The sequence below is a fragment of the Flagellimonas aurea genome (assembly GCF_017313785.1).
GTDB classification, from domain to species: Bacteria; Bacteroidota; Bacteroidia; order Flavobacteriales; family Flavobacteriaceae; genus Flagellimonas; species Flagellimonas aurea.
Map to the genome: position 1 here is coordinate 16,428 of NZ_JAFLNL010000013.1, position 23,851 is coordinate 40,278.

The 23,851-nt window shown below is 43.3% G+C and carries 20 protein-coding genes; all 20 read left to right on the forward strand.

The features are described 5' to 3' along the window. Positions 1-12: 12 nt before the first annotated feature. The 20 genes from nhaA to J0656_RS17655 all read left to right on the forward strand — a co-directional run bounded on the left by nhaA (position 13) and on the right by J0656_RS17655 (position 23,843). Positions 13-1,323, forward strand: a complete 1,311-nt coding sequence (nhaA, locus tag J0656_RS17560) for a Na+/H+ antiporter NhaA (RefSeq protein ID WP_231562577.1) — start codon at positions 13-15, stop codon at positions 1,321-1,323. Then, entirely contained in the window at positions 1,320-2,333 is a 1,014-nt protein-coding gene (locus J0656_RS17565) for a type II glyceraldehyde-3-phosphate dehydrogenase (protein WP_036378943.1), read from the forward strand. Before nhaA ends, J0656_RS17565 begins: the two co-directional genes overlap by 4 nt. A 9-nt stretch (positions 2,334-2,342) precedes the next feature. Beyond that, positions 2,343-3,404 carry a class I fructose-bisphosphate aldolase gene (locus tag J0656_RS17570; RefSeq protein WP_036378945.1) on the forward strand — a complete coding sequence of 354 codons (1,062 nt, stop codon included), beginning with the start codon at positions 2,343-2,345 and terminating at the stop codon, positions 3,402-3,404. Positions 3,405-3,420: 16 nt separating this feature from the next. After that, positions 3,421-4,785, forward strand: coding sequence for a dicarboxylate/amino acid:cation symporter (locus J0656_RS17575; protein WP_207036262.1), 1,365 nt, complete (start codon positions 3,421-3,423; stop codon positions 4,783-4,785). A gap of 10 nt (positions 4,786-4,795) precedes the next feature. After that, a complete protein-coding gene (locus J0656_RS17580) occupies positions 4,796-6,487 on the forward strand; it encodes an alpha-amylase family glycosyl hydrolase (protein WP_207036264.1) in 1,692 nt (563 codons plus the stop codon). A gap of 46 nt (positions 6,488-6,533) precedes the next feature. Then, positions 6,534-7,427: an alpha/beta fold hydrolase gene (locus J0656_RS17585; RefSeq protein ID WP_207036267.1), complete on the forward strand. Its 894-nt coding sequence runs from the start codon at positions 6,534-6,536 to the stop codon at positions 7,425-7,427. 43 nt (positions 7,428-7,470) lie between these two features. Continuing rightward, positions 7,471-10,011, forward strand: coding sequence for an alpha-glucan family phosphorylase (glgP, locus tag J0656_RS17590; protein WP_036385906.1), 2,541 nt, complete (start codon positions 7,471-7,473; stop codon positions 10,009-10,011). Positions 10,012-10,035: 24 nt separating this feature from the next. Then, positions 10,036-10,257 carry a hypothetical protein gene (locus J0656_RS17595; protein ID WP_036378951.1) on the forward strand — a complete coding sequence of 74 codons (222 nt, stop codon included), beginning with the start codon at positions 10,036-10,038 and terminating at the stop codon, positions 10,255-10,257. A gap of 14 nt (positions 10,258-10,271) precedes the next feature. Next, positions 10,272-11,570, forward strand: coding sequence for an acetate/propionate family kinase (locus J0656_RS17600; protein ID WP_207036268.1), 1,299 nt, complete (start codon positions 10,272-10,274; stop codon positions 11,568-11,570). Between the two features lie 126 nt (positions 11,571-11,696). Then, a complete protein-coding gene (locus J0656_RS17605) occupies positions 11,697-12,665 on the forward strand; it encodes a 6-phosphofructokinase (protein WP_036385910.1) in 969 nt (322 codons plus the stop codon). A gap of 7 nt (positions 12,666-12,672) precedes the next feature. Continuing rightward, positions 12,673-15,030 (forward strand): hypothetical protein, encoded by a 2,358-nt coding sequence (locus tag J0656_RS17610; RefSeq protein ID WP_207036270.1) that lies wholly within the window; start codon positions 12,673-12,675, stop codon positions 15,028-15,030. Then, entirely contained in the window at positions 15,027-16,109 is a 1,083-nt protein-coding gene (locus tag J0656_RS17615) for a site-2 protease family protein (RefSeq protein ID WP_207036272.1), read from the forward strand. The genes J0656_RS17610 and J0656_RS17615 overlap by 4 nt, the downstream gene beginning before the upstream one ends. After that, positions 16,109-17,389, forward strand: coding sequence for an MgtC/SapB family protein (locus J0656_RS17620; RefSeq protein ID WP_036378956.1), 1,281 nt, complete (start codon positions 16,109-16,111; stop codon positions 17,387-17,389). Before J0656_RS17615 ends, J0656_RS17620 begins: the two co-directional genes overlap by 1 nt. Before the next feature lie 22 nt (positions 17,390-17,411). After that, positions 17,412-18,407, forward strand: a complete 996-nt coding sequence (locus tag J0656_RS17625) for a 2-hydroxyacid dehydrogenase (RefSeq protein ID WP_036378959.1) — start codon at positions 17,412-17,414, stop codon at positions 18,405-18,407. 25 nt (positions 18,408-18,432) lie between these two features. Next, complete coding sequence (locus tag J0656_RS17630) at positions 18,433-19,263, forward strand: universal stress protein (RefSeq protein ID WP_036378961.1); 831 nt, start codon at positions 18,433-18,435, stop codon at positions 19,261-19,263. 13 nt (positions 19,264-19,276) lie between these two features. Next, positions 19,277-19,831: a potassium channel family protein gene (locus J0656_RS17635; protein ID WP_051947117.1), complete on the forward strand. Its 555-nt coding sequence runs from the start codon at positions 19,277-19,279 to the stop codon at positions 19,829-19,831. Further along, positions 19,824-20,663, forward strand: coding sequence for an ATP cone domain-containing protein (locus tag J0656_RS17640; protein ID WP_036378964.1), 840 nt, complete (start codon positions 19,824-19,826; stop codon positions 20,661-20,663). Before J0656_RS17635 ends, J0656_RS17640 begins: the two co-directional genes overlap by 8 nt. Positions 20,664-20,690: 27 nt before the next feature. Further along, positions 20,691-20,945 carry a hypothetical protein gene (locus tag J0656_RS17645; RefSeq protein WP_136565982.1) on the forward strand — a complete coding sequence of 85 codons (255 nt, stop codon included), beginning with the start codon at positions 20,691-20,693 and terminating at the stop codon, positions 20,943-20,945. 15 nt (positions 20,946-20,960) lie between these two features. Further along, a complete protein-coding gene (locus J0656_RS17650; protein ID WP_036378967.1) occupies positions 20,961-22,337 on the forward strand; it encodes an MBL fold metallo-hydrolase RNA specificity domain-containing protein in 1,377 nt (458 codons plus the stop codon). A gap of 3 nt (positions 22,338-22,340) precedes the next feature. After that, the gene (locus tag J0656_RS17655) at positions 22,341-23,843 is read left to right on the forward strand and encodes a thymidine phosphorylase family protein (RefSeq protein WP_036378969.1); all 1,503 of its coding nucleotides are present in this window, start codon (positions 22,341-22,343) and stop codon (positions 23,841-23,843) included. The last annotated feature ends 8 nt before the right edge of the window (positions 23,844-23,851 follow it).

The window sequence follows — 23,851 nt, forward strand, 5'->3', positions numbered from 1 at the left end:
AATAACAGTATTATGAAATTCTTCGGCAGCTCGATCAAAAGACTGCACAACTATGGCATTGTGCTCTTTATCACTGTTGTTATTGCTATGGTGTGGGCCAACTCGCCATGGAAGGGATATTATGTCGGCCTAATGCAAACCGAATTTGCCTTTAGTGTGGGTACATTTCAGCTATCTGAGTCGCTACTGTTATGGATCAACGATGGCTTAATGGCACTATTTTTTATGCAAGTCGGTCTAGAGCTGAAACGTGAAATAATCGGTGGTAAACTGTCGTCCCCAAAGGATGCAATACTGCCCATCGGTGCAGCAATAGGTGGTATGGTGCTCCCTGCCCTTATTTATTTTATGTTCAACAACTCGGGCGAGGCTTCCAATGGTTGGGGCATTCCCATGGCCACGGATATTGCATTTTCATTAGGGGTTCTGGCCCTTGTCGGAAAAAGACTTCCTTCGACCTTGAGGGTTTTTCTTATTACACTGGCTATTGTGGATGATCTAGGTGGTGTCTTGGTCATTGCCCTCTTTTATACCTCAGGTATCTCGCAGATGGATCTACTCCATGGACTATTGTTCTTCGCGGCTTTGATAATTGGTAATTATGCGGGAGTAAGAAGCACATGGTTCTATGCCATTATTGGCATCGGTGGTGTTTGGTTGACCTTCTTTTTTTCAGGGGTACATCCAACCATTGCCGGGATTCTGACCGCATTTGCCATTCCTGGTAGGGTAAAAATTAAGGAGACTACCTTTTTAGAGCGTTTAGACCGTTTACATAAGAGATTTCAAGAAACCAAGTCCATAAAGGGGACGCTTATCTCAAAAACGCAATTGGAGATATTGGAGGATATAAAGACTGCAAGTTCCGAGGCCGAAACTCCACTCCAAAAATTGGAAAGGACTTTAAACCCAATAGTGGGCTTTGTAATTCTTCCCTTGTTCGCTTTGGCAAATGCAGGAATACATCTTCATGGAGATTTGCTGAAAGTACTATCCAGCCCGGTTAGCTTGGGGATTGGTCTAGGTCTCATTTTTGGCAAGTTTATCGGTATTACTGCTTTTTCAAGACTACTCGTTGCATTTAAACTCGCCAAGCTTCCGGAAAACGTGAATTGGAAAATGATTTATGGTATAGGTTTTCTTGGCGGTATCGGTTTTACCATGTCGTTGTTTATAACCGAACTGGCTTTTACGGACGAGTCCCTAATATTTACGGCCAAGGTAAGCATCCTATTCGCTTCATTGACAGCGGGGGTAATGGGTGCTCTATTATTATACAGAAACAGAAAACAATTAAGAACAGTTAAACATAAAAGAACATGAAAAACATTGCAGTAGTAGGATACGGAGTTATCGGGAAAAGAGTGGCCGATGCCATTAATGTACAAGATGATATGAGCCTTATTGGGGTTTGTGATGTCATCAGCGATTGGCGCATACAAAATGCGGTGCGAAAAGGGTATGCAGTTTATGCGGCCACACCCGAAGCCGAAAAAGAAATGAAAGCAGCCAATATTGCCATTGAAGGAAGTATGCAAGACATTTTAGAAAAAGTAGATCTTGTAGTGGACTGTACGCCAAAGAACATCGCCGCGAAAAATGTGGAAATATACAAAGGGCAAGGGATCAAGTTTATCGTACAGGGAGGTGAAAAACACAAGACCACAGGCCACTCCTTTAGTGCCGAGAACAATTATAGCACTGCGGTAAATCTAGATGCTACCCGGGTGGTTTCCTGTAACACCACATCTATCTTAAGGACATTGACCGCTTTAAAAAAGGCAGATCTATTGGATTATGCACGGGGAACATTATTAAGAAGGGCGACCGACCCATGGGAAAGCCACTTGGGCGGCATCATGAACACCATGGTGCCGGAAAAGGACATCCCGAGCCATCAAGGTCCCGACGCGCAAAGTGTCGATCCGGATTTGGATGTCATTACTTCTGCGGTCAAAGTTCCCGAGACTTTGAGCCATATGCATTACTGGAACGTTAAGCTACGAAAAAAAGCCTCAAAGGAAGAGGTGTTGAACGCCCTCAAAACCTCAAGTAGAATCAAGTTCATTCACTATGATCAAGGCTTGGTCTCCAACAATACCATCAAAGAAATGTTTTTGGATATGGGTAGGCCTTGGGGCGATATGTACGAGGTGGCCCTATGGGAAGACATGCTCAAGGTTGTGGGCGATGAACTTTTTTATGCCTACGTGGTCGATAACCAAGCGATTGTAATCCCTGAGACCATTGATGCCATTCGGGCCCTCACGGGTATTGAGACCGATGCACACAGATCCATCGAAAAAACCAATGCAAGTTTAGGAATCGGATAAAATTTCATTATGAAAACTTATGATAACATAGTCGCGCATTTAGGGGACAAAGCATCTTTCTATTTAGATCATGTAAGCCAGAAGGTCACCAAAGATGAACTGCAGTTGCCCGATAAGAATATTGTGGACAACGTATTCGTCAATAGTAATCGAAATCAACAAGTACTCCGAAGCCTTTCGCAATTATATGGCCATGGTAATCTGGGAGGTACGGGGTATCTCAGCATTTTACCGGTAGATCAGGGAATCGAGCACAGTGCCTTATTTTCTTTTTACAAGAACCCCGATTATTTTGATCCCGAGAACATTGTAAAGCTCGCCATCGAAGCCGGTTGCAACGGTGTGGCCTCCACTTTTGGGGTGTTGGGCCTTTGTTCTCGGAAATATGCGCATAAAGTCCCCTTCATTGTCAAGATAAACCACAATGAATTATTGTCCTATCCCAACACTTATGACCAGAACCTGTTCGGAAAAGTCAGGGAAGCGTGGAACATGGGCGCGGTTGCAATCGGGGCTACCATTTATTTTGGGTCCCAGGAAAGCAATCGACAGATAAGGGAGATTGCGGAAGCCTTTGCCGAGGCCCATAGCCTTGGTATGGCCACAATTTTGTGGTGCTACACCCGCAACGATGCTTTCAAAACAGACAAAGAGGACTATCACACCGCCGCGGATTTAACGGGTCAGGCCAACCATTTAGGGGTAACGATACAGGCCGATATCATCAAACAGAAGTTGCCCACGACCAATTTTGGTTTCAAGAACCTGAAATTCGGCAAGTTTGATGATGCCATGTACGAAACACTGACCACGGAGCACCCCATAGATCTATGCCGGTTGCAGGTGGCCAATTGCTACATGGGCAAAATAGGTTTGATAAACTCAGGTGGCGGTTCACAAGGCGAGTCAGATATGTCGGATGCGGTCAGAACTGCGGTCATCAACAAAAGGGCAGGCGGAGCAGGATTGATCTTAGGGAGAAAGGCCTTTCAAAGACCTTTTAAGGACGGTGTGGAATTATTGCATGCCGTGCAGGGCGTTTACCTTGAAGAAAGAATAACAATAGCATAAGTCATCTGATAAAAGAATGCTGGATACGGAAATAAAATCATTAAAATCATTAAACCACTACCTACAAAGGTTGGTTGAGAACCGGCTTTGGCTCAAAGTTATCATTGCTTTGTTTCTTGGTGTTGGAGTAGGCCTGTTGTTAAGTCCCCAAAACGGTTGGATCACCAAAAGCACCGCCGATGTTCTGGGGAATTGGCTGGCCCTGCCGGGCATGCTCTTTTTGAAATTGGTCCAGATGATCATGATACCACTGATTGTGGCCTCCATCATCACCGGCATAGCGAGTAACGACAAGGAAAATCTGAAAAGATTGGGCGGGGGCGTACTCTTATATTTTATATCGACAACGATTATATCGGTAACCATAGGTACGGTTCTGGCCTTGATCTTTAGACCGGGAAAGTTTCTCCACCAACAGGCGGAAGTCGATCATGCAAATGCTTTGGCCAATACGGACGAAAGTACGGAACTGTCGTTTGGAATAAACGATATACCGAATGCCATTACCGATCTACTGCCTGAAAACCCATTGGCCTCGATGGTCAGTGGTGAAATGTTGAGCATTGTGATTTTTACCATTATAATCGGGGTTGCCGTATTGTCGCTGCCTGACGATTTGCTCAAACCTGTAAAGCTGCTTTTGGGTGCCGTACAGGAAATCTGCATGACCGTGGTCAAATGGGCCATGTTGTTGGTACCCATCGCAGTATTTGGTTTAATGGCGCAACTTACCTCCAGTGTTGGTCTAAACTCCCTTTCAGGTTTGGGCTTTTATGTGCTCGTGGTACTGATAGGGTTATTCCTTTTGGTCGGTGTTTACCTGTTATTGGTAAGTCTATTGGGCCAGAGCAATCCGTTTAAATTTTTGAAAAAGATCACGGATGTTCAACTATTGGCATTCTCGACCACGAGTTCTGCCGCAGTAATGCCCCTTTCCTTAAAAACAGCGGAAGAAGAGCTCAAAGTGAACGGCTCCATCAGCAATTTCATTATTCCGATAGGGGCTACCGTGAACATGGATGGAACAGCACTTTACCAAACCATAACGACTTTGTTCATCGCTCAGGCTTATGGCCTTGAAATGGGCCTTCTGAATATTATTGTTGTCGTGGTCACCATAGTTGCCGCCTCCATCGGCACCCCAGCAATACCAGGTGGTGGGGTAGTGATCTTGGCCTCTGTACTGTCCAGTGCAGGTATACCGGCAGAAGGCATCATCATAATCATAGGGGTCGAACGTTTGCTGGGAATGTTCAGAACTGCGGTCAACGTTACCGGGGACCTCACCGCTTGTATGGTTTTCAATCGGTTCTATGGAAACAAGCTCGCCATAGGCCGTGATAGTATTTCAAAATCAAAAAAAGGGTATTCCCTCATTTAAAAACCAAAAGATGATAAAATCAATCGAAAATATAGATCTTACTCCCAAACGTGGAAAGGAATACTGGGTAAACTGCCATAGGGAATGGCGTGAGGAGATCATTTACTTTCTTATGGTTGACCGGTTTCATGATAGCAATGCACGGCACTCAAAGAATTTCGATATCCGGCACCCTGGTTTCGGGAATGAAGATCAATTGCGAAAGCCCTTTGGCGGTACTCTTAAGGGGATCATCAACAACATTGACTATATCAAAAACTTGGGCTGTACGGCCATCTGGCTAAGCCCCGTGTTTGAAAACAATCCAGAGTCCTACCATGGCTATGCCATTCAGAATTATATGGATGTGGACAAACGCTTGGGCACAAAGAAAGACTTGGAAAAACTCGTTGACAAGGCACACGGGCTTGATATACGGGTCTTTTTGGATATCGTTCTGCATCATTCTGGCGATAATTGGTCCTATCCCTTTGATTACAGCTATTATTATTTCAAAGGAGAGCGTTTTCCGTTGGGTGATTGGCGAGAAAAGGACAGACCGATACCCCTTGAACTGAGAAATCCCGAAATGTATAACCGTAAAGGGCAGATCAAGAATTTCGATGCGTATCCCGAGACCCAGGAAGGCGACTTCTTTACCTTAAAAACATTTCGGAACGATGGTTCCCCCGCCAGTGAAGACTTACAGGAGCTACTGGCCAAAATCCATTGTTACTGGATACGTGAGGTGGATGTTGATGGTTTTCGTTTGGATGCTGTCAAACATATGAAAGGGCAGGATACCAGCCGTTTTTGTTCGAGGATTCGGGAATATGCTTACTCTTTGGGCAAAAGAAACTTTTTCCTGTTCGGTGAAATTATCGGCAACGATGAAATGAGCAATCCCTATATAGGCCCTAAAGTACTGCCTGAAGACCGTAACATCTATTATGGGCTTGATTCTATCTTAGATCACCCCCTGCACAGTGTCCTGGCGGAAGTGATAAAGGGCAATTCATCACCGAACCTATTGATACGGCGCTATGAAGAACTGCGAAAGAATGCCCTTCACCGTGGCGAGTATGGCGAATTTCTGGTGACCTATATCGACGACCACGACCAGGTTGGGATGGATTTTAAGCACCGCTTTGGCCACAATGCCGCTCCCGAGCAAATTGTTGCGGGCATGGGCTTTCTCATTTGTGCCCTTGGCGCTCCATGTATTTATTACGGTACCGAACAAGGTTTTGAGGGCAACGGTACTGATGATCGGTATATCAGGGAGGGCATGTTCAATCCCGATGATAAGGAGACCAACGTATTGAACCAAGGGTCATGGCTATTCAAGAGAATTTCGTTCTTGGCACATCTTAGGCAAAGGGAAGCCATTCTAAAATTCGGTAGAATGTATTTTAGGGAAACTTCAGAAAATGGGCTCGATTTTCGGTTTCCAGATTGTGAACAATGTCTTTTGGCATTTTCAAGGATCCTTTATCAGGGCGAGATACTTGTCGTCTATAATTCTTCTCCAAAGAATACCAAAGAAGGATACGTAACCATAGATAACGCTATCAACAAAGAAAATCTTCTAATGGAATGTATCTATGGGAACAAGAAAAAAGTCAAAATCGAAAAAAACACAGCTTTAGAAACCGATCGCCTTTTCATCAAGGTAAAACTAAGACCCATGGAGTTTTTGATCTTCAAGAACAATTGGGTGTAAGAAAAAACGAGGTCGGGTTCGACATAGGATAATGAAACATGCAATGATGAAAATAGCGAAAAAGACCTTTTGGGCAGTATTGGCGATTGTGGCACTCATCATGTCGGTAGCGGGATACCAATACCTTACGGTCGCCGTAGCTCCTGAATATGATCCAGAAACCATGCCCTTGAACTATGAAATAGTGGGTTCGGGAGATAAAAACATGGTCTTGATCCATGGTCTGGCAGGTTCAAAAAACTATTGGAAAAGGGGTTTGGAACAAATTACCGGAACGCATAGACTTCTTTTGGTCGATTTGTTGGGCTTTGGCGACTCTCCCAAGCCCCAAAGCGAATATACCCTCGAAATTCAACTTACGGCCCTTGAAAAGGTCATCTCGGCAGAGGGGTTTGACAAAGGAGGGAGCCTTATTGTCGGTCATTCCATGGGAGCCATAATATCGCTGGCATTATTCGAAAAACATCCTAACTGGTTTAAGGGAGCGACCGTAATCGGCCTTCCCGTCTTTGAAAGCAGAGATCAATTTTTGGAACAGATGCCCGATGGTTCTTATTTTGATACGCTCGCCGTAGGCCGATATGGAAAATTGTTCTGTATGCTACACCCCTTATACATTGTTAAATGGTTCAAGCCCGAAAATCTGACCGATGACGTTTTTAAGGACTCAAAAAAACATACTTGGCAGAGCTATTACAATTCGTTGAACGAAGTAATTCTCAACACAAATTTATTTGTACTTGCCAAAAACATACGTGACCGGAAGATCCTCTTTATCCAAGGCACAGACGATAAATTGGCACCCTACGTAAATGTAGAGAATTTTGCAAGTCCATTTACCAAGAGTAAGTTAATGCGTGTGGAGAATGGTGACCACCAACTCTTTCTAAAAGAGCCCTTTAAAGTTTGGAAAGCGATAAGCGATTTTTTTAATCATTAACCGCAATGAACAATATTGGAAGAAATGTAAGGACAAAATGAAAATGAAAGAACAAAAAAATCATATTGATCAACTCTACGGATTGATACACACTGATGTCGAGGGAATCGATGACCTTTTGGAACTTGCCCTGAACATTCGCTGGTCATGGAACCATGCCTCGGATAAACTATGGCAACAATTAGACCCCGAACTTTGGAAACTTACCCAAAATCCATGGGTAATCTTGCAGACCGTTTCACGCGACCGGCTTGAGGGGCATTTGAACGATCCAGAATTCCGGGCGAAAATCAAAAGCCTTTTGAATGAGAACGAAAAAGCACTATCGGCCCCGAACTGGTTTCAACAAAACTATGCCAAGACCCAGCTTAAGTGTGTTGCCTATTTCAGCATGGAGTATATGCTGAGCGAGGCACTGCCCATTTATGCAGGCGGCCTGGGCAACGTGGCCGGAGATCAGTTGAAATCGGCAAGTGACCTGGGCGTACCGGTCGTGGCCGTGGGGCTACTCTATGCCAAAGGGTATTTCCGTCAGGAAATCGACAAATTTGGCTCACAAAATGCCTTGTTCCCGCACAATGACCCAGGGCAATTGCCCGTTACGCCCTTACGCCTACCCAACGGGGAGTGGCTTCGCATAAAGGTATCGTTGCCCGGTCACCCGCTATGGCTAAGGACATGGCAGGTACAGGTAGGAAGGTCAAAGCTATATCTATTGGATAGCAACGATGCCGCCAATTTGCCCCTCCATCGTGGTATTACCGACGAGCTATATGGAGGTGGCCCCGACCATCGCATAAAACAAGAGATTGTTCTGGGTATCGGGGGCTACAAATTACTTAAGGCCCTGAATATCCAGCCAGAAGTGTGCCATATGAACGAAGGCCATGCAGCCTTTCTCGTGCTGGAACGTGCCAGCGATTTTATGAAGATGAATGGAACTTCTTTTGAACGGGCACTTGCCGTTACCCGGGCAGGCAACCTGTTTACCACCCATACAGCGGTTGCTGCCGGTTTTGATCATTTCAGTCCAATGCTAATGGAACAGTTTCTTGGCCAATACGCCAAAAACGAATTGGGTATCGATTTCAATGACCTGATGGCCTTGGGCAGGGCAGATTCCAATAATCATTGGGAGAGCTTCAACATGGCCTATCTGGCCATTCGCGGTAGCGGTGCGGTGAACGGCGTCAGTCGTTTACACGGCGAGGTTAGCAGAAATCTTTTTCGAAATCTCTTTAAGCGATGGCCGATACAAGAAATACCTGTTGGCCATGTCACCAACGGGGTTCATATGCCCTCTTGGGATTCTGAATATGCGGACAAGGTATGGACAGCAGCCTGCGGAAAAGATCGCTGGCGGGGCGAACTCGATGACCATTCGGCACATATTTCTAAGCTATCCGACGGAAAACTTTGGGAGTTTAGGAACCAATCCAGAAATCGTCTTGTCGATTTTATAAGGGAAAGGTTTGAGAGACAGGCAATAGTCTCGGGCCTACCATCTGAAGTGGTCGAAATCGCCGACCAAGTTCTTGACCCGGACACATTGACCTTGGGCTTTGCCCGCCGGTTTGTGCCTTACAAAAGACCGGATCTCTTATTGTACGATCCCGAACGTTTGGTCCGAATTCTGACCAATTCGGAACATCCGTTACAATTGGTTTTGGCCGGCAAAGCGCCCCCATTTGATGAAGCGGGAAAAGGGTTGATACAAAAGTGGGCGCAGTTCATCCAACAACATAATTTGTACAGGCATGTCCTTTTTCTAAGTGATTATGACATGCTGTTGACGGAAAATTTGGTCCAGGGCGTTGATGTATGGCTCAATACCCCGAGACGGCCCTGGGAAGCCAGTGGTACCAGTGGCATGAAAGTACTTGTAAACGGTGGCCTCAACTTATCGGAACTGGACGGTTGGTGGGCCGAGGCATTCACCCCAGAAGTGGGCTGGGCATTGGGTGATGGACAAGAACATGGTGATGACCCTGCTTTGGATGCTGCCGAGGCGATAGCTTTATATGAAATTCTGGAGCAACAAATAGTACCCGAATTTTATTCACGTAACAAAAAAGGCATCCCTGAACAGTGGGTAGGGAGAATGCGAAAAAGTATGGCGACCCTAACGCCCCGTTTTTCGACCAATCGAACGGTAAGGGAGTACACAGAACAATTTTATCTGCCTGCAGCAGAAAAATACAAGAGGCGTGCGGCAAAAAAGGGAGCTGCTGGAAAAAGGATTTTAGACACGCAAAACGAACTTATGAAAAGATGGGATACCATAAAATTCGGAAAAGTTCAGATTGAAAGTGAGCGCCATAAACATCATGTTAGAGCACCCATTTGGCTGAATGGTATTGACCCCAAGCATATTCAGGTAGAACTTTTCGCAGAAGGTGTTAACGGCAAAACGCCCGAAAGAAACACGATGAAATTTGATTGGATGGGCGAAGAAGGGGAACATAACTTTTACGCACAGGTAATTACTGACCGGCCAATTGATCACTACACGGTTCGTATTGCACCGAACTACGAAGGTGTATCCGTACCGTTGGAGAATAACTTGATATTATGGCAGCATTAAATCAAATTTCAAATAATCGGACAAATGAAAACACTGGAATATCACGAAACCATATTAAAAAAAGTCAGCTTCGACAAGAGGTTGTTGAGGATGGAACTGAAAAAGGCGGTCCGCAATACCACGTCTTTCGAACAGCCGGCCCTTCTTGAATGGTGCGGAGAGCACCTTGGCGAGGAATACAAAAAGATGGCCGCCGAATTTATGGAAAACAAGAGCTGTGCTTTTGAAGATAACGATAACCAATAAAATCACAAGTTAAAATGTACCTGCAAAACCCACTCCTTTTAACAATCAGTGCCGGACCATCAAATATTAGGTTCACAATGTATGAAATGGCAGAAAATCCCGTGAAGGAACTTTTTGGTGATATTCGTCACCTCGGATCCGGCAAAGAGGTTTTCAGGGTTACCCATGTTAAAGGCAATGAAAGGGAAAATTCACGGATATACGCTCCTGGCTTTTATCAAGCGACCGTTTTTTTAATAGGTTGGCTAAAAAACCAACCCGGCTTCGATCGTATTGGTTACATAGGACACAAGATAACATATGGATTGAACTATCCTGGGCCGAAAGTAATCGATACCGCCCTATTGAACGAACTGAAACAGATTGCCGACTATAATATTCCTAACTGTCTTTCAACTGAGATTGAGATTGTTGAAACGTTCACAATGCGATTTCCGGCATTACAGCAGGTAGCTTTTTTTGATACCAGTTTTCTGGTGAACCTGCCCAAGGCTGCCAAGATACCCCCTTTCATTCCAAGGCATTTTGAACGGGCACGCACGCACGGGCATGGCTTTCATGGGCAATCGTTTTCCCATATCATGATGGAGCTTAAAAAAAGGATAGGTATTCAAAAAGCCAATGGAAGACTCATTCTTGCACATCTTGGCAAAGAGGCCAGTATAACTGCCATCAAGGAGGGCAAGAGCATAGATGCCGGCATGGGGCTTACACCATTGGGTGGGTTCGTCATGGGTACAAGAAGCGGAGATTTAGATCTTGGCGATTTTGCGCATTTACTGAAAAAAGAACGGAAGGGGGCAAAACAGCCCAACAGCTTGACAGATGATGAGGGCGGTTCGCCAAAAATCTCCGAAACAAGTACCGATATACTTGATTTACTTTTAAAAGAAGATGTTGACCGAAGGGCAATGGAAGCTGTAACTTCATTCTGCAATCAAGTAAGAAAGTGGATCGGGTCGTTTACCGCTGTCTTGGGCGGTTTGGATGTGCTGGTTTTCTCGGGTGACATCGGTGAAAATTCCCCAATAATACGATCCAGGATTTGTCAAGGACTTGACTTTTTAGGTATTGGGCTCGATGAGGGACAAAACAGAAAAAATTCATCTAAAATCTCTAAAGAGCAAAGTAAAGTGCTGGTCATGGTAATTCATGCCGATGAAGAATTGGTTATTGCAGAGAGCTTGGCCAATCAATATTTTAAAGATAAAAGTTATGATAAAGTAATTTCACCCCAAAAGAGGGGAGGGCAAAAAAGGCCAAGGGTTTCCACTCGAAAAAATATTGACAAATTCACCATATGGGATGGGTAAAAAGAATATTCCGGTTTCCCTGTTCCGGTCCGGTGCTAAATATCCGTTTGTCAGAACGAAGCGTTGAAAACCGGGCTGGGTGATTTTCTTGTAATATACCTGTAAAAAATTATGAAGAATAAGAGTATGAAGACTATTAAACACATAGGCGTATTCACATCTGGGGGCGATTCCCCGGGAATGAACGCCGCCTTGCACGGGGTGGCCAAAACGGCTGAGATGAACAACCTAAGGCTCAGCGGTTTTAAAAAAGGTTACGAAGGCCTAATCGACGGTGACCTAGTACAGTTGGATTCCAGTCAACTGAAAAAGAACGTTCACAGAGGCGGCACATTGTTGAAAACAGCAAGGAGCAAGCGGTTTTTGACGCTGGAGGGAAGACAACGAGCTATGCAAATTCTTGAAACGAACAAGGTCGATGCCCTGATTGCTATTGGTGGTGATGGCACCTTCAAAGGGCTATTGGCATTTTCAGAAATCTGTGACCTGCCGTTCTTGGGCATTCCCGGCACCATCGATAATGATCTGGCAGGTACCGATTTTACACTCGGTTTCGATTCTGCAGTGAACACCGCAATTGAAAACATTGATAAGATCAGGGATACGGCGGAGTCCCATAATCGAATATTTCTGATAGAGGTAATGGGCAGGGACTGCGGGTATATTGCCATCCATTCCGGATTGGGTACGGGTGCAGATGCCATTTTGATACCTGAAAGTGGGCATGACTTTACTCAATTGTTGGAAAAGGCGGGAAGCTACGATCGTGAAGAGGCCTTTGTTGTGATTGTTTCAGAAGGGGATGAACTAGGGGTCGAGCCGGCAGCCAAAAAGATAAAGGAAATAAACCCTGAAGTGGACTTGCGCATTGCCAAACTGGGCCATGTACAACGCGGTGGAAACGCCTCGGCATTTGATCGAATGTTGGGCATACGGCTCGGCACTGCTGCCGTAGAGGCACTTTTACATGGAAGAAAGAATGTCATGGCGGGAATCTTGAACAACCAACTGAGCCTTACCCCGTTTGACCAAGTGGTAAAGGAACATCAAGTGAACGATGAACTGCGGAGTCTCTTGAAAATTTTCGGAAGCTAAAATTACAATGAAAAGAGCGTCGACCAACATAGCGATTATTTTCTTGCTGACTGCGGCTACCATAGTCTTCGAGATAAGTCTGTCAAGACTGTTCTCGTACCTTCTTAGTTTTCATTTCGTCCTCATTATCATTGCATTTTCCATACTGGGTTTGGGTATTGGCCAGATCACGTATGCCAAATATTCCAAGATGATTAATCATTCATGGCTTTGGTGGATGGCACTACCGTCCGTCACGATGTTTCTCAGTTTTGCCCTTTTGCTCAGCCTTTCACAACTGGGCGTTTCGTCGTCCACTGATTTTGGCCTGCCCATTTTTATATTCTTGTCAACTATTCCGTTCATGGCCATCGGAATAGTCTATGCCCATATTTTTGAAACGGATAATCGGCACTTGTCAACCTTATATGCCTTAGACCTTATAGGGGCGGCCACAGGTGCACTCACCTCCGTTTTTTTGCTCAACACGTTTGGCTTGGCACAGGTGGTGGCGATTGCTATAGGGTTACTGCTGCTGGCCCTGGTAGTAGCCTTGATAGCACACAAGAACCGTTATTCAAAAATACTGGCCCCCTTAGTGCTTGGCGTTATTTTTCTAATGGGATTTGCAAAAGATGCCCTGAACTTCACTATACCCGTTGCCAAAGACCCGTCCAAGGATTTGTACCGATTGATGGCCAACCCCGCTTTTAAAAGCGAAAAAATCGAAAGCCGCTGGAGTGCTTTTGGTCAGACGGATCTTGTAAAGTTCACATATCCTGATGGTACCGTGTCCAAATCAATGTTTATAGATGCTGCTGCGGGAACCAAAGTTATCGATATCGATGAACTTGCAAAGGATACTGTTAAAATGAGAAAAGTATTATCCGGATTTCCGGCCGTATTTGCTTTGAACTTTTTAAGCGAAAAGGAAAAGGATTCGGTGCTGATAATAGGTCCCGGTGGTGGAATAGATATTGCCACAACATACTTCATGGGCTTTAAATATATCGAGGCAGCAGAGGTCAACCCTTCCTTTGTAGCATTGATGGAAAAATACAATCCCTCTACCTTCCTCGATAAGGAGAACATAAAGGTACATGTGAACGAAGGAAGAAATTTCATAATTGAGAACAAGGGAAAATTTGATGCCATCATATTGACCATTCCGGTGACCAAAAGTTCAAGGGGCACCGATTTTTATGGACTTACCGAGAACTATCTGTTCACCATGGAGGCACTTGCCGATTATTTGGATGGTTTAACGGAAGACGGGGCCATCTATTTTACGATGCACGGAAGGCAGGAGGTATATAAAATGTTGGCGAACTTTTTGGAGCTCCAGGATCGGATGGGGGTCAATCAAATAGAGGCGTTAAAAAAGGTGTATATCTATTCCGACGAAATGAACCCTGTATTGGTCATTAAAAAGAACCCTTTTGAACAAAAAACAATGGAGGAGGCACATAATACCGCACACTATTATGGATTGGACAAGGAGCCGTTTTATTTTCCGTATATCAGACAGGAAAGTTTGGACACCATCGTGCAGAACGTAAACTATCAATGGTTCATGTTCGACAAACTGTTGTACGATATCTCCAACGGATCTTATGCGTATGATGAACTTTGGAAAGCCGCTTCCATAAACTTGAGTCCGGTTTCCGATGATTCCCCCTATTTTTTTAATTACAACAATGGCCTACCCGATGCCATGACCACCCCTTTATGGCTTGGTCTGTTCATCATCGGGTGGTTCATTTTCAATCATATGAACGGATGGAAATCGGTCTCTTTTTCAGAAAGCACCTCTTTATATATGCGAAGAAAATTTAGGGCCTGGGCACTCGTTTCCTTTTTGTTGGGGTTCTCATATATCCTCGTACAGGGATATCTTTTTCAGGTACTCAACTTAAAACTTTCCAATCCATCACAGTCTTTTTCATTGCTGCTTTTTACATTTTTGTTGGGCAATGGCTTGGGCAGCCTTGTGACGGGGGCTTTCAAAAAAAATCTTTCCCGAAAGCTCATCACATACACGGTCTTGATTATTTTGGTTTCCTTACTAACCGTTTACGTACTGCTCCCTATATGGTATAAACAACTATCTGAATTCTGGATCGCCCTATTTTTGCTGCTTCCGTCTTTCTTTATAGGAATCCCTTTTCCGGTATTGCTGAAAAAGGCCTCCTCCCTGAAAGAGAAGAAAAGCATTCCCTATTTATTGGGTATATCAAGCGTGGCAGGCGTTGCCGCCTCGATCTTTGCCGTTGTCATTTCCATCCTTTACGGTTATAGATTTGTATTCCTTCTTGCCCTGTTAGGATACGGTTTGGTGATAGTGCTGGCGTACAGATCAAAAACCCTTAAAATACAGAACACATGAAAAAATGGTCCCTCTTTATTGGAAGCTATGCGGGCATCAAGGTCTTCGTCCACTGGACGTTTTGGATCATTGTCGGATGGATATTCATGATGCATTTTGAAATGGGCCATGGTTGGACAGAAGGCATAAAGGGAGCATTTTTCATCATCGTTCTCTTTGCCTGCGTTGTCCTACACGAATTTGGCCATGCGCTCGCGGCCAAAAAATATAATATCCCAACGCGTGATATTACGCTCTATCCCATTGGTGGCGTCGCCAGTCTCAATAGAATGCCGGATAAACCTGCCCAGGAACTGGTGGTGGCACTGGCCGGCCCTGTAGTAAATATTGTGATTGCCGGGACCCTTTTTGTTCTTCTCTACGTTAACGATGAACTGTTGCCAATTTCGAAAATAGACCACATGAGCAGTGAAGATTTCTGGTTTAACATCATGGCTGCCAATGTGATCCTTGCGGTCTTTAATTTGATACCAGCTTTTCCAATGGACGGTGGAAGAGTGTTGAGGGCACTATTGGCATTCAGGTTAGATAAGCTGAAAGCAACGACCATTGCCGCACGGGTAGGCCAGTTTTTAGCCATAGTATTCGTTTTTCTTGGTTTTTTCTCTAATTTCTGGTTGGTTTTTATTGGCCTGTTCATCTATCTAGGTGCCGGAGTCGAGCAAATGCACGAAAGTGGCAAATCTGCTCTGGTCGGATTTACCGTAAAGGATGTTTTGATTGCACAATATACCTGTTTATCGCCCACGGAAACCTTGGGAAACCTGGTGCAGATATTGCAAAGTACCCAAGAAGAGGTTTTTTTGGTCACAGAAAATAATCATGTGCATGGCGTGCTGACACGAAAGGACCTGATCAAGGGGCTTTCCTCATATGGCAATGATTCCTATGTATCCGATCTTATGAGAAAAGATTTTGTAACAGTAGACACAAATATGCCCCTACAGCAGGTGTACGAAAAGCTCATGTCTAACAATTCCCAGTTTGCCACGGTCTTGGATGACGGGCAGCTGAAAGGAATTGTGACCCTGAAAGGAATTAATGAAATGATAATAGTTACAAGGGAAAGAAAAAAATAATGCAAACACATCAAAACATAAGTGAGCTATTAAGCCCCTACATTCTGGGGGTACTCCTAAGCACGGGTATAGGTCTTATCCTTGGACTGGAAAGGGAATATGACAAGCTAAAGGATGAGCAGGGGTTTGCCGGTATTCGAACATTTCCGATAACGGCCATAATCGGTTTTATGTTGGGCAGTTTGAACGAGACTTATACCTCTTGGCTTGTCATTGTTAGTTTGGCGACCATTATTTTGTTCTTTGCCATCAGCCATTTGTCCATTGTGCAGAAACATTCCATGACCGGTAATACCACAAATCTCGCTTTGATTGCCACATTTATTCTTGGTGTTATGGTTTCGGGCCATTTGTACAAAGAGTCTATTGCCACGGCCGTAATTGTGGTTACGTTGTTATCCCTAAAGACCACCTTCCGCTCGTTCATAAAGAATATCACATCCGAAGAACTGTTTGCCTTTATCAAATTCTCAATCATTGCACTTTTGATATTACCGTTTCTGCCCGATAAGGATTATGGGCCAGAGGGCCTTCTGAACCCTTTTGAGATAGGGGCTATTATAGTCATTGTTTCCTTTTTGAACTTTATCGGCTACTTTTTGGTCAAATATGTTGGATCAAAAAAGGGAATCTTGTTGACGGCTATTCTGGGCGGTTTAATATCGAGTACGGCGGTAGCTTGGATCTATGCCTCCAGAAGTAAGGAGTCTCCCGAGCTTTCAAAAAAATACGCAGCGGGTATCATTATAGCATCGGCGATTATGTTCCCTAGACTTGCGGCTCTTGCCTATATTTTCAATATTGCTATCCTGAACTATCTTACAATTCCCTTTGCCCTGCTTACGGTGGTCTGTCTCGTAGCTTCCCTGCTTTTGATACGGAAGGATGACGATCAGCCGAACACCGACATCAATTTGGGAAATCCACTTAACATCTGGAATGCGATCGGTTTTGGCGGCATCTATGTGGCCATCCTGTTCTCGGTTTTTTATGGAAACAAATTTTTTGGCGAAAGTGGTCTTTATTATTCGGCATTGATAGCAGGTTTGGCCGATACCGATGCCATAACCATCAGTATGGCAAAATTTGCCTTGCAGAATGAAAAGCTGATTTTGGCATCGAATGTCATCATTGCAGCGACCCTGAGCAATATGACCGTGAAATTGGGCATTGCCTTTTTCAAAGGCTCTCAAAAAACAGGGCGACTAGTGGGCTATGCCTTTGGGGCGGTCGTCCTTCTTGGCATCCTTTATATTGTACTTAATTCTTGGATAAATTGAGATTTTAATAGCAGAAACCAAAATGAACACAACAGTATATAGCACACACAAGTTTGAAGAACATTATCTAATTCAAGCAAATAATAATAAACATCAATTAATACTACTTGATGTTCGATTGACAGAAGAAACGGCTGTTCTAGCTAAAGGTTCTAAAACAGTTAGCTTATTTACAGGTGATGATGCCTCAAAGAATGTACTAAAAAAACTAAAAGTCATTGGCGTAGAAAATATCGCATTGCGTTCGGCTGGTTTTAATCATGTTGATTTGGCAGCAGTTACCGAATTGGACATAAAAGTAGCTAGGGTTCCTGCCTATTCCCCCTATGCCATTGCCGAACACACCATAGCGTTGATACTTGCATTGAACAGAAAACTGGTTAGGGCCCACAATAGGGTCAGGGATATGAATTTCTCGCTGAACGGACTCACAGGGTTCGACCTGAACGGCAAAACGGTCGGGGTATTGGGCACGGGAAAAATTGGTGCGGTCCTGGTCAAAATACTATATGGTTTTGGCTGTAAGATACTGGCATACGACCTAGAGGAGGATAAGGAATTGAAAGAAATGTATGGTGTACGATTCACTGACTGCCAAACACTCTGCAGCGAATCGGACATCATAAGCCTCCACGTTCCCTTAACCCCCGAAACGAGGCATATCATCAGTGCCGAACAAATCGAACGCATGAAAAAAGGGGTAATGCTTATCAATACGAGCAGGGGCGCGCTGGTCGATACCAAAGCGGTCATAGAGGGACTGAAATCAAGGAAAATCGGCTATTTCGGTATTGATGTGTATGAAGAGGAAGAAGGGCTGTTCTTTGAAGACCACTCCGACGAGATTTTACAAGATGATGTAATTGCCCGATTAATGACCTTTCCCAATGTCTTGATTACCAGTCACCAGGCTTTTTTGACCAATACGGCTTTGACCAACATTGCTGAAACCACCATTTATAACATTGATTGTTTCGAAAATGGAACCGTTTCAGGAAATGAAATAAAAACGAAGTGAAACAACCCATAAAATCATAGTTAAGATGAAAAACATATTGGTACCCACAGACTTTTCAGAGAACTGCAATAAGGCGGCGGAGTTTGGAATCAAGATGGCCAAGCTCTTCGAGGCAGAAATCCATTTTTTCCATTTGCTGAAAACACCGGTGGATTGGGTAAAATTGGATAAGCAAAAAGAAAAGCGATATCCGGAGACCCTCAAAAAAATTGGGGCAGCAAAAGCCTCATTACGTGCATTGGAAAAAAAGGCCGAACAAGAAAACCTGAAATGTCAGACCTTTTTGCAATTTCAGGTGGACCAGGAAAACATACTGAAACATTCTGGCCATTATGACCATGATTTCATTATTGCGGGCAGTAGTGGCACCAAGGGCATTGTACGGGAACTTTTGGGAAGCAACGTCGAACGTTTGGTAAGAAGATCTGATGTTCCGGTCATTGTGGTAAAAGAAGATGATGTAAGGTTTCCTTTCAAGGATATCGTCTTCGTTTCAGATTTTGTGGAGGATGTGGGCAATGCCTTTAAAGAGGTACTATCCATCGCAGTAAAATGCAATGCAAAAATTCACCTTTTGCGCATCAATACAGAATCGGACCGTAACAGTATTGCCCTCGGCCTAGACCCTATTCGAAAGTTTTTGGAGGGTTTTCCCAAACTCAAGAATTTCTCTATGAACGTCTATAACGAAATGACGGTGGAGACGGGCATCAACACTTATTTGAAGCAAAACAAAGCTGACCTGATCGCCATGCGCACACATGGCAATACAGGTTTTTTGAGTTTGTTCTCAAAAAGTATAGCTGAAGGGGTTGCAAACCATTCATCACTGCCGGTAATGACTATCAAAATTTGAAAAGTATAACACTATGTCCGATAGCTTAGGTCAAATACGAGAAATAGCCTTCTACAAATTATTGTTGGACAGAACGGTATTGCCCCTGGTTACCATTTTGGGAATAGGCATCCTGTATGTCGTTTTGATGTCGATGATAGACCACCCCTCTTTTCCATTCCACATAATTATCGTTGCGGCAGCACTTGGAAAGACCATTGTGATAACGGCAACTACCCTGAAACGCTTGTCAAAATTGATCAAGATCTGTCATTCATTGGAGAGATTGCTTTGGGTTTTTGGATTGATTATCATCATTAGCATTTTCTCCTATGCGACCGACTATGCTTGTCTTTTCCAATTTAACCATACCACATTTGAAGGCGTTCCTGATTATTCGAACTCGTATCTCTACAATTTGTATCACTTTTTTTATTTCAGTGTGATCACATTTTCAACGGTGGGCTACGGCGATATTGTTCCTACTTCAGACGTAGCCAGATTTGTTGTCATGCTCGAAATATTCCTAAGCTTTTTCTTGGTCGTCTTTGCTTTGGCCAATATTAAAAAAATACACATTAATGGATAAGATAACAATTATAAAAGCAAGCGGCGAGAAGGCACCTTTTCAAATGGAAAAAGTAAGGCGGTCATTGGAACGGGCCGGTGCGAATGAAATAACAATTAATGAGATTGTCAAAAATATTGAGGACATCGTTTTCGACGGAATGACCACCAAGAAGATATATCAAATGGCCTTTAAGATGTTGAAAAGGAAATCTCGGGTAAGCGCATCAAAATACAAACTCAAAAAAGCGCTGATGGAACTGGGGCCTTCAGGCTACCCCTTTGAAAAGTTTGTCGGCAAATTGCTGGAACACGAAGGATTTCAGACACAAGTCAGTAGCATCATACAGGGAAGCTGTGTGACCCATGAAGTAGATGTCATTGCCCAAAAGGATAAGAAACATTATATGATTGAATGCAAATACCATAGCGACCAAGGCAGGTTTTGCAATGTCAAGATTCCACTATATATACATTCAAGATTTTTGGATGTCGAAAAACAATGGGAAAAACAGCAAGGCCACAAAACAAAGTTTCATCAGGGTGGAGTGTACACCAACACCCGTTTTACAACTGATGCTATACAATATGGCACCTGTGTTGGGCTGATGCTTACAAGTTGGGATTATCCGGAAGGAAACGGTCTGAAAGAACGCATAGACAAATCCGGCCTACATCCCTTAACCTCTTTAACAACCTTGACGAAGGCCGAGAAATCCAAATTATTGGATAAAGGCATTGTGCTCTGCAAAGAGCTTCACGAAACACCTACTTTGCTAAATGAAATCGGAATAGATAAAACAAGGCACAAAAAGATTTTGGAGGATTCCGAAGCACTGTGCAAAAACCATTAAAAAAATAAAATCTTAAAAATAACTATCATGAAAACAGAAGAATTAAAGAAACAAAAGAGTATTGATTTAGAACCATTTTACGAAGCATTGGAAGATGACCCAAAACTGCTTGAAGAAGCCTTGGAAATACTATTGGAAATGGTAAACTTTGAACCTTCATCCATTAAAAAGTTAGCCCTTTTTATCAAAGAGGATTCGCGAAATCTTTATAATGAAATAGTAGAGTTGTACAAATCGACTCAAGACAAAAGTAACACACCTTCTTGCTGTGGTGGCCACTAAAAAAATATTATAAAAATGAAAAATAATAAAATAAACATCCATTTTTTGGGAGCGGTTGGTACAGTAACCGGTTCCAAATATTTAGTGGATACTGGAAACAAAAAAATACTGATTGACTGTGGATTGTTTCAAGGCTTAAAAGAGTTACGTCTCAAAAACTGGGAATATCTCCCTGTGAACGTTTCAGAGATTGATGTGGTTTTGCTCACACACGGCCATATGGACCACACAGGCTATCTACCAAGATTGGTCAAACAAGGATTTAATGGTTTTATTTACGGTACAAATCCAACCTTGGATATTGCCAAAATCATTCTGAACGATAGTGCTAAAATACAGGAACAGGAAGCCGAACGTGCCAATAAAGAAGGTTATTCCAAGCACAGCCCAGCAGAGCCACTATACGACTTAAAGGATGTTGAAAAAACCGTTCCACATTTTAAGGGCGTTCCGCAATCACAATGGATTCCATTGTTTGATGGCGTAAAAGCCCGTTTCCAATACAATGGACATATTTTGGGAGCAACTTATATCGATTTGGATGTACATGGAAAACGCTATGTCTTTTCAGGAGATATAGGTAGAACCCATGATTTACTGTTATACCCACCATTAAACCCGAAAAAGGCCGATGTACTGTTTATTGAATCCACTTATGGCGGAAGATTTCATCCAGAGGAAGAAGAAGCCATTCCACAGATTGAAAAACTGGTCAATGACACCCTTGATAGAGGTGGCAGTCTATTTGTCCCAAGCTTTTCGGTAGAACGTGCCCAACTTATGATGCTTATTTTTTGGAGATTGCTCAAGGAAAATAAAATACCAAAAGTGCAAATGATAATGGACAGCCCTATGGGGACTAATGTACTAGAACTATTCCACCGCACAAGGGATTGGCACAGATTAGAAGACAATGAATGTGATGAAATGTGCTCGCACTTTACCGTTGTAAGCAGTTATCGTGAAACTATGGAATTGCGGACTGATAATAAACCAAAAATTGTCATTGCCGGAAGCGGAATGCTTACTGGAGGAAGAATGCTTAACTATCTTGAAACCCAAGCTCAAAACTCCAATAATACCCTTCTATTTGTAGGTTATCAGGCCGAAGGTACACGTGGCAGGAAGTTACTGGAAGGTGACAAGGAACTCAAAGTTTATGGAAAATGGGTTCCTTTTAACATGGAAGTTGTTGAAATTGAAGGGCTTTCAGCGCATGCAGACCATAAAGAACTTTTGGGTTGGATGAGTAAGATACAGAACACGCCTGAACGGATTTTTATTGTACACGGTGAAAATGAAGGTGCAAAGGCATTGAAAAACGACATTGAGAGAACTTATAGCTGGAAAGCAGAAATACCGCAATTATACAGCATTGAAGAAATAGTATAGGCCATGGAACAACATTCAAATATTTTAAAATATAAACATCTTGGTATCTATACCCAAAACGAAAATGTGGTATATATGCGTGATGATTGCCTCGTGTGTATTTCGGAAGGGTTTGAGGCACTCACAAGGATAAGGGTTGCTAAAGTAACCCGTTCAATAGTGGCAAGCCTCAATGTCATAAATTCAGATATTCTGTTGCCCAATGAGATAGGTCTATCAGACGCTGCTGCAAAAAAACTGAATGTTTCCCCAAATGATATGCTGTATGTTTCCCATTTGGAACCTATTGAATCGTTGAGTCACGTAAGGGCAAAAATTTATAATCAAAAGCTCAATTACGATGCCTATAATCAGATCATAAAAGACATCGTGGAGGGAGATTATTCAAATATCCATCTTTCAGCATTTATCACAGCCTGTGCAGGAGACCGAATGGATATTGATGAAATATCCGACCTAACAAAAGCGATGATTGCTTCAGGAAAGCAACTAAACTGGAACAAAGAAATAGTTGTGGATAAACATTGTATTGGTGGATTGCCTGGAAACCGAACCACCCCCTTGGTAGTGGCTATAGTTGCCGCTTACGGGCTTACAATGCCCAAAACATCGTCCCGAGCCATTACATCACCAGCAGGTACGGCGGACACAATGGAAGTTCTCACCAACGTTGCGCTTTCTGCTGACGAGATAGAGAACGTAGTAAATCAAGAAGGTGGTTGTTTTGTTTGGGGCGGTACTGCCCAACTAAGTCCCGCAGATGATGTGCTCATTAAAATTGAAAAAGCATTGGATATTGACAGTGAAGGGCAGCTAATAGCTTCCGTACTATCAAAAAAAGCTGCAGCTGGTTCTACTCACGTTGTTATCGATATCCCTGTAGGTGAAACTGCCAAAGTTCGTAGTATGGAAATGGCTGAAAAGCTGAAAAATCATTTGGAAAATGTCGGTAAGGCTGTCGGCCTGAAGGTAAAAGCAATCATAACAGATGGCTCTCAACCTGTAGGCTATGGCATCGGCCCAACATTGGAAGCTATCGACATATTGAATGTGCTAAAAAATGAAGAAGATGCACCCAAAGACTTAAAGGAACGTGTTGTGCTGTTGGCTGGAGAACTGTTAGAACTTTCAGGAAAGGTCGAAAAAGAAAAAGGAATGGAAACCGCCAAAGAGGTACTTATATCTGGTAAGGCCTACGAAAAATTTCTTGCCATTTGTAAAGCCCAGGGGCGTTTTACACAACCTGTTTTGGCACCTTTTAAAACAGAAATCAGAGCGGAGACTTCGGGGATTTTGAAGCGTATTGACAATAGAAAGATAGCGAAGCTCGCAAAACTTTCAGGTGCACCCCAATCTAAATCTGCGGGAATTTCATTGAATGTCCATTTAAATGATAAAGTTGAAAAAGACGGCTTACTATACACGCTTTTTGCAGAATCACAAGGTGAGCTAAACTATGCTTTAGAATACAAAAATCGCCATAACGATATCATAACCATTAAATAAAAAACAAA